At 73.6% G+C, this 12,098-nt stretch carries 10 protein-coding genes; 2 read left to right on the top strand and 8 right to left on the bottom strand.

Features of this window, described 5'->3' with window-relative positions; genetic code table 11:
- Positions 1-355: 355 nt before the first annotated feature.
- The 3 genes from PV721_RS34555 to PV721_RS34545 form a co-directional block, all read right to left on the bottom strand.
- On the bottom strand, positions 356-1,306 hold the full coding sequence (locus PV721_RS34555; protein WP_319731387.1) for a polyprenyl synthetase family protein: 951 nt from the start codon (positions 1,304-1,306) through the stop codon (positions 356-358).
- A gap of 165 nt (positions 1,307-1,471) precedes the next feature.
- Positions 1,472-4,180, bottom strand: coding sequence for a helix-turn-helix transcriptional regulator (locus PV721_RS34550; protein WP_319731385.1), 2,709 nt, complete (start codon positions 4,178-4,180; stop codon positions 1,472-1,474).
- 145 nt (positions 4,181-4,325) lie between these two features.
- Complete coding sequence (locus PV721_RS34545; protein ID WP_319731383.1) at positions 4,326-5,153, bottom strand: metallophosphoesterase; 828 nt, start codon at positions 5,151-5,153, stop codon at positions 4,326-4,328.
- 310 nt (positions 5,154-5,463) lie between these two features.
- Between PV721_RS34545 and PV721_RS34540 the strand changes: the two genes are divergently transcribed.
- Together PV721_RS34540 and PV721_RS34535 are read left to right on the top strand one after the other, a co-directional pair.
- The gene (locus PV721_RS34540) at positions 5,464-6,192 is read left to right on the top strand and encodes a 4'-phosphopantetheinyl transferase family protein (RefSeq protein ID WP_319731382.1); all 729 of its coding nucleotides are present in this window, start codon (positions 5,464-5,466) and stop codon (positions 6,190-6,192) included.
- 399 nt (positions 6,193-6,591) lie between these two features.
- On the top strand, positions 6,592-7,629 hold the full coding sequence (locus PV721_RS34535) for a LuxR C-terminal-related transcriptional regulator (protein ID WP_319731380.1): 1,038 nt from the start codon (positions 6,592-6,594) through the stop codon (positions 7,627-7,629).
- A gap of 16 nt (positions 7,630-7,645) precedes the next feature.
- On the opposite strand, the gene PV721_RS34530 is transcribed toward PV721_RS34535, so the two are convergent.
- The 5 genes from PV721_RS34530 to PV721_RS34510 form a co-directional block, all read right to left on the bottom strand.
- Complete coding sequence (locus PV721_RS34530) at positions 7,646-8,560, bottom strand: 4'-phosphopantetheinyl transferase family protein (RefSeq protein WP_319731378.1); 915 nt, start codon at positions 8,558-8,560, stop codon at positions 7,646-7,648.
- Positions 8,557-8,793 (bottom strand): phosphopantetheine-binding protein, encoded by a 237-nt coding sequence (locus PV721_RS34525; protein ID WP_319731376.1) that lies wholly within the window; start codon positions 8,791-8,793, stop codon positions 8,557-8,559. Before PV721_RS34525 ends, PV721_RS34530 begins: the two co-directional genes overlap by 4 nt.
- Entirely contained in the window at positions 8,780-10,693 is a 1,914-nt protein-coding gene (locus PV721_RS34520; protein ID WP_319731374.1) for an HAD-IIIC family phosphatase, read from the bottom strand. Before PV721_RS34520 ends, PV721_RS34525 begins: the two co-directional genes overlap by 14 nt.
- Positions 10,694-10,700: 7 nt before the next feature.
- On the bottom strand, positions 10,701-11,759 hold the full coding sequence (locus PV721_RS34515) for a 3-oxoacyl-ACP synthase III family protein (protein WP_319731373.1): 1,059 nt from the start codon (positions 11,757-11,759) through the stop codon (positions 10,701-10,703).
- On the bottom strand, positions 11,756-12,098 hold a 343-nt coding region (locus PV721_RS34510), incomplete at its 5' end, for an acyl carrier protein (RefSeq protein ID WP_319731371.1). The genes PV721_RS34515 and PV721_RS34510, both read right to left, overlap by 4 nt.

Below are 12,098 nucleotides of genomic sequence, written 5' to 3'. Positions count from 1 at the left end.
GGCCGGGCGCGCGCCGGGGCGTCTCCTCGGGCGCCGAACGTGGCGGGGGGTCGGAGGGCCGAGGCACCTTGCGTTCGACGCCCTGCGGGGAGCGCCCCGGCACACACCCGTCCCCGGCGGAAGCGATGCGCGGGCCGGTGTCGGCGAGGCCGCCTCCTGGCTGCCGCGTTCCGGGCCCGACGCAAGCACCCCGGCGCACACCCGGCCCTGGGGGATGCGATGCGCGGGCCGGTCTCGGGCGAGGCCGCCACGTGGGGTGCCGCACTCCGGCCGGCGCGAGCACCCCCCGCACACCCTGCCGCCTCGGGAGCGGAGCGCGGGCCGGTGTCGGGCGGGGCCGCTGCCGTGTTCCGGCCTAGCCGGCGATCTCGCGGGCGAGTGCGCCCAATTCGGTGCGCCAGCCGCGGGGGATGCGGGCGCCGGCCACGGCCTCGTCCGCGCGGACCACGAGGGCGGCGATCGTCTCCTCGGCCCGCTCCCGGGCCTGCGCGTCGAAGAAGACGTCGCGCAGGAACTGGGCGTCGCCGTCGAAGCCCGGGCCGCCGCTCAGGAATCCGCGGATCCGCCAGGCGGCGTGCACGGCCCGCGCGTACTCCTCGTAGGCCTCGCGCAGATCGTCCCGCCCCGCGAGCGCGGCGCCGATCAGCAGCGAGTGGCGCAGCCCGTACCAGCCCGCGCCGCAGCCGCTGCCGCAGCCCTCCAGGCACTGCCCCGGCCAGGCGTCGTCGAGGTATTCGGTCGCCGCGGCGGCCTCCATGTGCGCGCCGATCGCCCGCTCGGCGCGCAGGTCGTCCCACAACCGCCGGGCCTCGTGCGGCAGCCGGACGGCCAGCCGGTCCCCGTAGGCGAGGGCCAGGTCGCCGGCGAGGACGGCGGTGCCCTCCCCGAACCGGCGCGGTTCGCCCCGCCATCCGTTGCGCTCGTGCTCCGCGGCATGGCTGACGTGCAGGGTCGGGATGCCCCGGCGCAGCGGCGCGTTGTCCCGTACGTCCGCGCGGATCACCAGGCAGGTGTCGAGCAGTTCGAGTGCGGCGGCGGCGCTCACCGCCTCCGCCCCCTCCGGGTCGCCGCCCGCGGCGAGGTACCCGGTGAGGCAGATCGCGGGGCGGGCCCGCTCCCCGCCGGCCTGGACGAGCTCGGCCACGCCCATCACCAGGACGGCGCTGCGCGGGTCGGACGTACGCCGGTTGCGGTGCTCCTCGGCGAGCAGTCCGGCGAGTCGCTCCTCGACCCGGTCGATCATGGCGTCGCGGACCTGGCCGGGCGGCGCGGTGCGCCGCGGCCGGTCGTGTGTCGGTGTGGTCATGGTGCCCTCCCTGCGGGCTACGTCCTCATGACCGACTTTCCCGCACACCGGGCGCGGAAGCCACCGAACGGCGTGCACCGGCAGGTTCCGGCGGGCGCGGCGGGGCCGGGAGTCCCTGATGTCTGCCACGCACGGGCGGGGAGGGATTGGCTTGCCATCACCTTGTCATACGGGACCCCCGCCGCTTCGGACGAGCTCCGCGACGCCCGGCTGGAGGTCCGCCGGGAGCGCCTGCCGGCCGGGGATGTTCAGTTTGCGGTAGACGCGGGTCAGGTGCTGTTCCACCGTGCTCACGGTGATGAAGAGCTTCTTCGCGATCTCCCGGTTGGTGTGGCCGTGCACCGCGAGCAGGGCCACCCGCCGCTCCGACTCGCTCAGGCTCGCCACCAGTCCGGCATCCGGCGCCTCGGCCCTCTCCTGCGCCTCGTCGTCCTCAGCGGTGCGGCCGGGCAGGATCTTCGCGCACAGGGCCTCGGCCCCGCTCTCCTTGGCCAGGTGCCAGGCCCTGCGGTCGACCATGGCCGCCCGTGCCGGTTCGCCCACCTCGCGCAGCACCTGGCCGAAATCGCCCATGGCGCGGGCCAGTTCGTAGCGGTCCCCGGAGCGCTGCAGTTCGTCGACGGCCCGGGCGAGCATCGCCTGCCGCTCCCTCGGCTCGCGCAGGGACGCCCGCAGCCGCAGCGACGTGCCGCGCACCCAGGGGTCGGCGGCGTCCCGCGTGGTGAGCTGGTCCGCGAGGAACCGCTCCGCCTGGTGGGCCTCGCCGAGCCGGAGCAGGGCCTCCGCCGCGTCCGTGCGCCAGGGAAGGACCCGGGGCCGGTCCAGGCCCCACCGCTTCATGTGGCGGCCGATGTCCAGGAAGTCGCCCAGGGCCGCGTGGAACCGGCTCGTCGCCAGCGCGTACTGGCCCCGGGCTCGCAGGTGGCCCAGGACGTGGACGCTTCCCGCCAGTTCGGCGGGGACGGGCCGGCTGAGGACGGCCGCCGCCGCCTCGGTCCGGCCCATGGCGATGCGGGCCCGGGCCAGCGTCCCCGCCACCGCGCTCAGCAGGATGCTGCCGCGCCGCCCCGGCGCCGACCGCAGGACCTCCTCGGCGGTGTCCGCCGCGCCCGTCAGGTCGCCGGTGCGCAGCCGCGCCTCGGCGAGCAGACCGGCGAACACGGCCCGCCAGCCGGTGGCTCCGCGCTGCGTCGCCTGCCGGACGAACTCCTCGCACCAGGGCAGCGCACGGGCCGGGCCGTCCAGGTACAGCAGGGTGCGCAGGGCCTGCGCCACCGGTTCCACCGTGCCCTCGGCGAGAGCGGCACCGCGCAGGAACAGTTCGGCGGCGCGAACGGCCGCGCCCTCCTCCGCCTCCCCCGGGAGGGTCCACGGGGCGGCCGGGTGGACGGCGGCGCGGGCGGTACGGACGGCCGGGTGCGGCCCGCCCTCGGCGGGTGCGCCGCGGCGGGCGGAGGCCGCCCAGTGGGGGAACGCCGAGAGGCCGTCCAGCGGGTCCTCCCCCGGGACGCCGGCGCGGCGCCCGTCGGCGGGCGCGAGCCGTTCCAGTACGTCGACCGCCGCGTCGATGCGGCCCTGGGCGGCGAGTGCCCGGGCCAGCGAGCCGAGCGCGTGCGGGTCCAGCCTGCCCCCGGCCACGGCGGCCAGGGGGGCCGCGAGGTGGTGTTCGGCGGCGGCCGGGTCGGTGCGGCCGGCGACGGTGCTGAGCCTGATGCTCACTTCGGCGCGCAGCGCGTCGTCCGGGCAGGCCTCGTGGGCGAGCCGCAGGAGGGCCACGGCCAGGTCGAGCTCCCCGTCCGCGACGTGCTGGTCGGCGGCGGAGCGCAGGACGGGCAGGGCCCATTCCTCACGGGTGTGCCGTGCGGCGAGGAGCTGCGCGGCGACCGCGGTGTCGGGCGCGCCCGACGCCCGGGCCAGCAGGGCGGCTTCGCGGTGCAGGGCCGGCCGGCCGGCCGGGTCCGTCCGGTCGAGTACGGCGGCCCGCGCGGCCGGGTGGCGGAACCCGCCCCCGGGGGCGAGCAGGCCCGCGGCCTCCAGCGCCGTGAGCGCCCGGGCCGCGGCGCCCTCGGCGGCGCCGGTCAGCCGTGCGAGGTGGGCGGGCGTCGCGAGGTCGTCGAGGACGGCGATCGCCCCGGCCAGTTCGGCCGTGGCGGGACCGCTGCGGTGGAGGCAGGCGAGGACGGCCCGGGCGTAGCAGTCGCCGGGCTGGGCCTGCGGGTCCTGGAGCAGGGCCCGCAGCAGCAGCGGGTTGCCGCCGCTGATCTCGTACAGCCGGTCGGCCTCCGTCCCGGTGCGGTCCGCCGTCATCGCGCGGACCGCCTCGGGGGCGAGCCGCTGCAGGCGCAGCCGCGCGAAGTGGGGCAGCCGGATCAGCTCGGTGCTCAGCAGCGGGTCGTCGCCGTGTTCGTGCACGGATTCGGCGAGCACCAGCAGGACCCCGGCCTGCCGGGTGCCGCGCGCGAGGTGCAGCAGGTAGCGGCGGGAGAGTGGGTCGACGTGGTGCAGGTCGTCGACGAGGACGACGACCACCGGGGCGGCGGCGCCCAGTTCGCGGACGGCCGCGGCGAAGGCCCGCATGGCCTCGACCCGGTCCGCCTCGTCCGGCGGCGGAGGCGCGGGCAGCGCACCGGCCGGGGCGTCGGCGGCCAGCTGGCGCAGGACGCCCAGCGGATGGCCCCGTTCGGCCGCGGTGCCGATGGCGCGCAAGACGATTCCGCCGCGGATCTCTGCCTGTCCGGCGGCCATTTCGAGGAATTCACTCTTTCCGCAGCCGACCGCACCTTCGACGAGCAGCAATCCGGAATTGCCGGATGCGCAGCCCGAAAGCAGCGCATCTAAGAGAGAGATTTCCTCGGCGCGCCGGAACAAAAGCATAAGAGTCCCCCAGTGTCCCGGTTCCGCATATTCGGCAGGAGAGCGCGAGCACGGAAAAGGGATGTTCGAGCGTGGAGCGAGCAAGAATTCAGGAGCAGTCTAGGCGGGGAATACGCGGCCCACACTGTCCGGAAGCTGCCAGGCATCAATTCCCGGGGGCGGTGGCGGGGAAGATCCGGCGCGGGGTGTCCCGCGGGTGACCGGGCCTCTGCCACTCACGCGGATAGCCGACGGACACCTCCTCGAACCGCACGCCGTCGTACCAGGTGGTGCGGGGGATGTGCAGGTGGCCGTATACGACCGCGGCGGCCCGGAACCGGGTGTGCCAGTCGGCGGTGAGCTCGGTGCCGCACCACTGGGCGAACTCCGGGTGCCGCAGGATCCGGGTGGGGGTGCGCACGAGGGGGAAGTGGTTGACGAGCACGGTGCGCAGGTCGGGGTCGCAGGCGGCCAGCCGCTGTTCGGTGGCGGCGACCCGGGCCCGGCACCACGCCTCGCGGGAGGCGTAGGGGTCGGGGTGCAGCATGAACTCGTCCGAGCACACCACTCCGGCCTCGTACGCCTGCTCAAGGGCCTCTTCCTTGGTGGCGGCCGTGGGGGTGCGGAAGGTGTAGTCGTACAGCAGGAAGAGGGGGGCCACGATGAGCGGGCCGCCCGGCCCCGACCAGACGGGGTAGGGGTCCTCGGGCGTGTGCACGCCGAAGGAGCGGCAGATCTCGACCAGCCGCCGGTAGCGCGCCTCCCCGCGCAGGGGGTGCGGATCGTCCCGTACGGTCCACAGTTCATGGTTCCCGGGCGCCCACACCACGGTGGCGTAGCGCCGGGTGAGCAGGTCGAGCACCCATCGGAGGTCGTCGAGCGACTCGCTCACGTCGCCGGCCACCACGAGCCAGTCGGCGGGACTGTCGGGATAGAGCTCCTCGACGATCCGGCGGTTCTCCGGGAATCCGACATGGAGGTCGCTGATACCCATGAGGTTTCCGTGCGGCATTCCGTGAGTGTGGACGGCCGGCTGCGGCATGAACACCCCTTCCCTACCCCTCAATTGACGAGAACGAACCCCTGTTCGGTCGCATGGCAGGGAGATGACAATGCCGGCGCGGCCGACTGCCAGTGTGCCCGCAGGCGGCGGGCGGACGGAACGGTGGATGGCAGCAGCCTGGGAGAGAACCGGTGTTACTCCGGGTCAGTCCGGTTGACCTGGGACTTCGTTCCTGGTCGTGGCCGATCGACGGCGTGAGTGTGGGAGCTGTCGGACCGAAACAGCGACCCGAGGGAATGCCGTGCTCACAAAGCTCCTGCCCGCGAACGTCGCCACCGCCGAAGCCACCACCGACCCTGCCGACGTCTTCCTCTACCCCGAGGAGGAGCACCTGATCCGCAACGCCGTACCCAAGCGGCGGCTGGAGTTCGGCACCGTCAGGTGGTGCGCCCGTCGCGCCATGGGACAGCTGGGCCTGCCGCCCGCTCCCGTGGTGCCGGGCCGGCGCGGTGTCCCGCAGTGGGCGCCTTCGGTCGTGGGATCCATGACCCACTGCGCCGGTTTCCGGGGCGTGGCACTCGCCCGCAGCGCCGAGTTCGCCTCCGTGGGGGTCGACGCGGAGCCCAACGCCCCCATGCCGGAAGGAGTGCTCGACTCGATCGCCCTCCCCGATGAGCTCCGCCTCGTACGGGAGCTGGAGCGGGCGGCGCCCGAAGTGGCGTGGGACCGGCTGCTCTTCAGCATCAAGGAGGCGGTCTACAAGACCTGGTTCCCGCTCACCGGACAGGAACTCGACTTCACGGACGCCCTGGTGAGCGTCGACCCGGGACAGGAGACGTTCCACGCCCGGCTGCTGCCGGATCCCTCAACACTCTCCCCGGCCGGGCCGACCGCGTTCAGCGGCCGCTGGTCGGCGGAGAACGGCGTACTGCTGAGTGCCATAGCGGTGCCGGCTGCCCGGCCCGCCGCCGTGGGCGCTCCGGTACGCAGAAGCGCTCCCCGCATCTGCCGTGCGGGGAGCGCTTTCTGAGCCGTACGGGCGGCCTGGTCTAGCCGCGGCGCCGGGTCACGTCCACTGGTCGTCCTCGGGTGTGGCCGGAAGGCCGTCCTCGCCCCCGTCCGCGACGGTGGCGGCGACGGTCTGGGCATACACGTGGGACACGGCCGGGCCCGACAGGGCCTGAACTCCGAGCGCTAATACCACACTCGTCACTACAGTCAAGCAAATCGAAGATACCTTAACGGAAATAGTTCTCACGACTTCCCCCAGTCGAAGATCGAGTTCCACTCCACCCGCACCGCCGGACACTTCCGACTCAGTGGCTCCGGGTGATGCGAACAGAGTGCTCGATCTCGATCAGCCACGCCAAGGGCGGTACGTTGGCGTAAAGTTACGTGGCAGCAAATACACCGACCAGCGGGGGCTGACATGTTTACAGGGGAGGGCTCGGATTCGGGGTTCGCCGAGCTGGACGACATCAGCGCCACCGCGTACGGTCTCGCGGTCGAGTGCGGCCGCTTCGCACGCGAGCAGATTGCCGAGCAGCTGTCACTGACGCCCGAGGAGATCACCCGGGTGGAGCAGGTGCTCCGCGGGGTGCGCCTGCTGCAGTCGATGCCGGGAAACCCCTCCGAACTGACCCCCGTCACACCGGACGTGGCGGCCGCCTCCCTGGTGGGACCCGCCGAGCGGCACATACGCGACCTGCAGCAGGCGGTCACCGACGTACGGGCGAAGCTGCTGTCCCTGACCCCCCTGTACTTCGAGGGGCGCCGACTGCGCAACCGCCTGGAGGCCTTCGACGTCATCACCGACGTCTCACGGATCCAGTCGATGCTCAACCACCTCACCCAGAACTGCAAGAGCGAGCTGCTCACCGTCCAGCCCGGTGGCGCCCGTCCCGCGTACGCGCTCGTGTCGGCCCGCGAGTCGGCGCTGACCACCCTCGCCCGCGGCGTCCGGATCCGTACCATCTACCAGCACACCGCCCGCAACGACCTGCCCACCCGCTCCTACGTCCGCGAGGTCAGCGAACAGGGCGCGGAGATCCGCACCGCGGACGAAGTCATCGACCGGCTGATCATCTACGACCGGGAGGTGGCCTTCCTTCCGGAACGCTCCGGCGGCGACGGCACCCCCGGGGCGGCCATCGTCCGCGAGCCCACGCTCGTGGCGTTCCTGTGCTCCGTCTTCGAGTACCTGTGGGACGGCGCGTCGCCGTACGTCGTCGAGTCCCAGCGCTCCCCGGCCTCCTCGGACGAGCTCAAGTGGTCGATCATCCGGCTGATGACCAAGGGCTACAAGGACGAGATGGTCGCGCGCCGGCTCGGCATGTCCGTGCGGACCTGCCGGCGCCACATCGCCGAGATCACCGAGGAGCTGGAGGCCACCAGCCGCTTCCAGGCCGGCTACAACGCCGCCCGGCAGGAGATGCTCTCCGGGGGGTCGGTGCCCTCCCTGTCGTGATCCCGGCGACGGGCCCTCAGCGGCCGGTGCCCTCGCCGTACGCCGTCTCGTCGTGGGCGATCCCGCCGTACGCCGCCTCCTCGTACGCCGTCTCGTCGAGCGCCTCCGTGATCGCGTCCACGCAGTCCTGGTCGAGCATCGTGGTGACGTGGGCGTCCTGGAGCCGGCCGAAGCCCGCGTCGTACACCGCGGCACTGACGACGTAGCCGTCGGCGACCGGGAACGTACGGAAGATCCACTCGTCCCCGGTCCCCGCGGTGCCGTCCGGCCGCTGGACCCGCACGGCCCTGCCGTCCGGACCGAATCCGAACTCCGTGAACCGGAACTGCATGCCCTGGCCGATGGCCTTGCTGTAGGCCTCCTTGAGGGTCCACAGGCGCACGAGCGCGTCGTTGCGCTCCGCCACCGGCATCCCGGACAGCAGCACCGACTCGTACGGCGTGCAGATGTGCCGGCCCAGGCCGCCGGCGTGCATCTCGCGGTCGGCCCGCTCCGCGTCCACCCCGATGAGGCCGGTGGTCGTCAGTCCGACGAGCAGCAGGTCCTCGGTGTGGCTGAGGCTGATGTCGATCTGGTCGCAGCCGCGCAGGTACGGCCGGCCGGTCGGGCCGTAGGCCAGCTCCAGGTCCGCGGGATCGCTGTCGAGCACCGCACCCGCCGCGTACTTCAGGAGCATCCGGGAGGCGATGTAGCGGCCGCGCACGTCCGCGTGCGTCAGGTCGAGGTAGCGCGTCCAGTCCCGGCCGAGCAGCTCGCGCAGCCCGGCACCGGACGGCACGCGCGGCTCCAGGTCCCTCAGCCACGCGTAGACCAGCGCCGTCCCGTGGGCGGCGAGGTCGTCCCTGACCCGGTCCCACGAGTCGCCTCCCGGTACCACGGCGACGGGCTCACCGAGCGGTGGGCCGAGCGAGGGGCTGCCCGGGGCAGTCATCCGTACTCCTTCACGAGGGTGTGGATCTCCCGGAGGCGGTGCGCCTCCAGCAGACGGTGTACCGGTACCCGGTGGCCCGATTCCTCCAGGAGGGCCACCAGACGAAGCAGGTTCAACGAGTCCCAGCCGGGCAGGTCCACCAGTGCGGTGTCCGCGCCCTCGGGAATCGCGATGTCCAGGCCGAGGTCGTCACGGACCGTCCGCAGGAACACGTCGAGGCTATCGAGGCTCATCCATCCGTCTTCCCCCTGGGGTTTCCGTGATGCGCACGTGCGCCGGGACTTCCGGCACCCGTGCCAGGTCGTGGTGGAACTCCACCGCCGCGTCCCCCGCCCCGCCGGTGACCGCCCGAGTGAAGCCGCAGGACGGGTAGAAGTCGCGGGCGCGGTGGTTGCGCGCGGTGGGGACGTACCGGGCGGTCACCCCGGACAGTCCGAGCGTGCGGGCCTGCTCCAACAGCACGGCGAGGGCGGCGTGTTCGACGCCGCGGGCGAGCACCCGGCAGCTGAGCCACATGTTGTCCAGCAGCAGGACCCCCTCCCGCACGGTCCCGAGCACCGCTCCGACCAGGCCGTTGTCGCCGAACCGGTCCGCGCTGCGGGCGGCGAGCAGCAGCTGCGCCGGGTCGGCGGCCAGGGCGGCCAGCTCGGACTCCGTGTGGCCTCCGCCGGCCAGGTTGAACTGGTGGGTGCGCAGGGTCAGCTGGGACATCCGGGCGAACTCGTGGGGGCGGGGCGGTCCGAGCCCGACCCGGACCTCCAGTGCCCGCAGGAACTCCTCGTGCGAGCCCGAACCGGCCTGCAGCGCCCGGCGCTCGCACTGCCGGTGGTACTCGCCGGTCCTGGCCCGGTCCTCGTCGGTCAGACGCAGGGTGTCGAACCATCCGTCGGCCAGCAGCCGGGTCACGTGCAGCGCGGGTTCCTCGTCGAGCGCCACGACGGCCACCTCGGGCGTCCCGTGCCGCACCAGCGCGCGCTCGGCCGGTGAGTCGTCGGCGAAGACGAGGGCGTCGGTGGCGAGGTCCAGGGCGCGCGCGATGTCGGCCAGATTGGCGTCCTTGGGCTCCCAGTTGGCGTTGATCCGTACGAAGTCGGCCTCGCGCAGCACCAGGTCGGGGTGGGTGCTCAGCGCCCCGAGGACCGGACCCTCGTCGTTCTTGCTGCTGACCGCGAGGAGAACGCCTTGGGAACCGAGCTGTTTGACGCACTTCTGGAAGGCCCCGAACGCCTCCCCCCGCAGGGTGCCGGCCGCCGCGATGCCTTCGGGCCCCTCCTCGCCGAGCACCCCGTCCCACAGGGTGTCGTCGAGGTCGAGCACCAGGCACTTGCGGACCCGGCCGGCCAGCGCGCGGGCCAGGTGGCCGACCTCGCGGGCGTAGGCGGCGAGGAGTTCCGCGCCGAGCTGGACCTTGGCGTGGCGGGCCAGTCGCGGGTCGGTGACCGGCCCTCCCTCGCCGACCAGCGGTTCCAGGTCGATCACGACGAGCCGGGCCGCGGATGCGGCGAGCCTCAGCAGGCGGGCGTTGAACTCCCGCCACACGGCACCCAGGAGGGCCCGGGAACGGTGGTCGATCAGCTGGTGGCTGTAGCCGCGCGGCAGCGGAAGGGTGTTGAGCACCAGGGTCCCCGGGGCCGCCCCGGCCAGCGCGGCGCACCGGCCCAGGACCTCCTCGGCCGCGCGTTCCACGTCCTCGGGCCGCCACACCGCGGGAACCTGCGTGAAGACGGTCTCGGCGTCCAGCAGGCACAGGGTGAGGTCCGGCCGGGCCGTCCACAGCTCGCCGCCGGGGTCGGTCAGGTCGCGCAGGTACGTGCCGTGTTCGCCGAGCACCGGCTTCAGCAGCAGCCCATGGCGGGCCAGTTCGCCCCGGAGCGGGTCGACGACGTGGCCGACGGTGGACTGCCCGGTGACCGCCACCGTCACGACGGGGGTCCGCGGGTGGTGGGCCAGTACGGCGTCGGCGTCGAGTCCGCCGAGCAGCCGGCCGGCCGCGGCCGCTCCGGTCGGGCCGCCCGGCCCGCCCGGCCCGCCCGGCCCGCCTTCCTGCGCGAGCAGCCCGGGTACCTGGTCGTACGCCTTCTCCAGCAGACCCTGCGCGCGCAGTTCGCGCAGCCGCTCCAGTCCCGTCGTCATCGACGCCTCACACCTTCTCCAGGGCGAACCCGGCCCTGATCCACCTGCTGGACTCCACGCACAGGGCCAGCGCCCGGTCCCCGGCGGCGAACTGCGGGAGCAGCCGCTCGAGTTGCAGGAAGGGCAGGGCGTTGCCCGTGTTCCCGGTCTCGGACACGCAGGAGACCTCCTGTGCGGGGCCGGCCGGCAGCCGCTCGACGATGCGCGCGGTCATCCGCTCGGACAGCTGGGGCGGCAGCAGGAAGCCGATGTCGTCGAGGCTCCACCCGAGCCCCCCGAGCAGCTCCCAGAGGATCTCCACGGAGATCTTCGGCACGTGCTCCTCGATCGCCTTGTAGTCCTCGGCCAGCATCTGCCGCTCCGAGTCGCGGTCGGTGGTCCCGTACCAGTCGAGGAGCTGGCCGGGCGGACGGCCCCGCCCGGTCCAGGAGTTCAGCACCGCCCGCACGGCGACCCGCTCGCCCTCGGGCTCGTCCGTGAGGACCGCGGCGCCGGCCCCGTCCCCGAAGAGGACGTGGTTGACCAGTTCCTCGGTGGGCATCCGGGCGGCGTCCCGCCGCGGCGACAGGAACCGGTGCGTCACGTCCCCGCCGAGGATCAGGCCGGCCCGGCGGCCGCCGAGGATCAGGGTGCGGCCCAGGTCGAGGGCCTGGACGGCGCCGGAGCAGCCCGCCTGGATCTGGTAGACAGGCAGGTGGTCGAGGCCCAGCCGGTCGGCGACCTCGCTCGCCGTGGTCGGCAGGAGCAGGTCCGGTGTCGCGGTCGCGAGCACCACGAACTCGATGTCGGCGGGGCCGAGTCCCGCGGCGCCCATGGCCCGCGCGCCGGCCTCGGCGCACAGGTCGGCGAGCGAGCCGCGGACCTCTCCGCTGACCGGGTCCCAGCCGAAGTGCCGGGTCCTGGTGCCGACGAAGATGTCGATCCACTCCTCGCTCACGCCCAGCAGCGCGCCGAGCGCGGTGTTGTCCACCGGGGCCCCGGGCAGCGCCGTACCGGCCCCCGCGAGGTACACCGTGGCGCGGTGGGCCGGATCCGCCGCGTTCGTCCTGTCCGCCGCCCGCGTCATGCCGACCTCGCCATGAGCATGTCGTCGAGGAAGGCGGCCAGCGAGCCGACCGAGCGCAGGGCGGGCAGCATCTGCTGCACGGAGACCTCGCCGACCCGTGGCAGCCGGGCCTCCACCTGATTCTTGAGCTGCATGATCATCACCGAGTCGAAGCCGAGGTCCTCGTAGAAGCGGGCCTCGCGCACGACGCGTTCCGGCGGGTAGCCGCCGACCTCGGTGACGGCCTGGACGACCGCGAGCAGCACCGGATCGTCGGCGTGGGCCCCGGCCGAGCCGGCCTCGTCCTCGGCAGGCGCGGCGACCTGCGGGAGGGCGACCTGCGGGAGGGCGACCGGCGGG

The organism is Streptomyces sp. MB09-01 (assembly GCF_033794505.1).
Classification (GTDB): Bacteria; Actinomycetota; Actinomycetes; order Streptomycetales; family Streptomycetaceae; genus Streptomyces.
The sequence above is the reverse complement of the archived record's forward strand: the minus strand, read 5'-3'. Positions and strand labels throughout refer to the sequence as shown.

What these genes read in the sequence shown, in the direction of transcription:
- PV721_RS34555 (WP_319731387.1), bottom strand. Translation starts at nt 1,306, where the DNA reads ATGACCACACCGACACACGACCGGCCGCGGCGCACCGCGCCGCCCGGC.
- PV721_RS34550 (WP_319731385.1), bottom strand. Translation starts at nt 4,180, where the DNA reads ATGCTTTTGTTCCGGCGCGCCGAGGAAATCTCTCTCTTAGATGCGCTG.
- PV721_RS34545 (WP_319731383.1), bottom strand. Translation starts at nt 5,153, where the DNA reads ATGGGTATCAGCGACCTCCATGTCGGATTCCCGGAGAACCGCCGGATC.
- PV721_RS34535 (WP_319731380.1), top strand. Translation starts at nt 6,592, where the DNA reads ATGTTTACAGGGGAGGGCTCGGATTCGGGGTTCGCCGAGCTGGACGAC.
- PV721_RS34530 (WP_319731378.1), bottom strand. Translation starts at nt 8,560, where the DNA reads ATGACTGCCCCGGGCAGCCCCTCGCTCGGCCCACCGCTCGGTGAGCCC.
- PV721_RS34525 (WP_319731376.1), bottom strand. Translation starts at nt 8,793, where the DNA reads ATGAGCCTCGATAGCCTCGACGTGTTCCTGCGGACGGTCCGTGACGAC.
- PV721_RS34520 (WP_319731374.1), bottom strand. Translation starts at nt 10,693, where the DNA reads ATGACGACGGGACTGGAGCGGCTGCGCGAACTGCGCGCGCAGGGTCTG.
- PV721_RS34515 (WP_319731373.1), bottom strand. Translation starts at nt 11,759, where the DNA reads ATGACGCGGGCGGCGGACAGGACGAACGCGGCGGATCCGGCCCACCGC.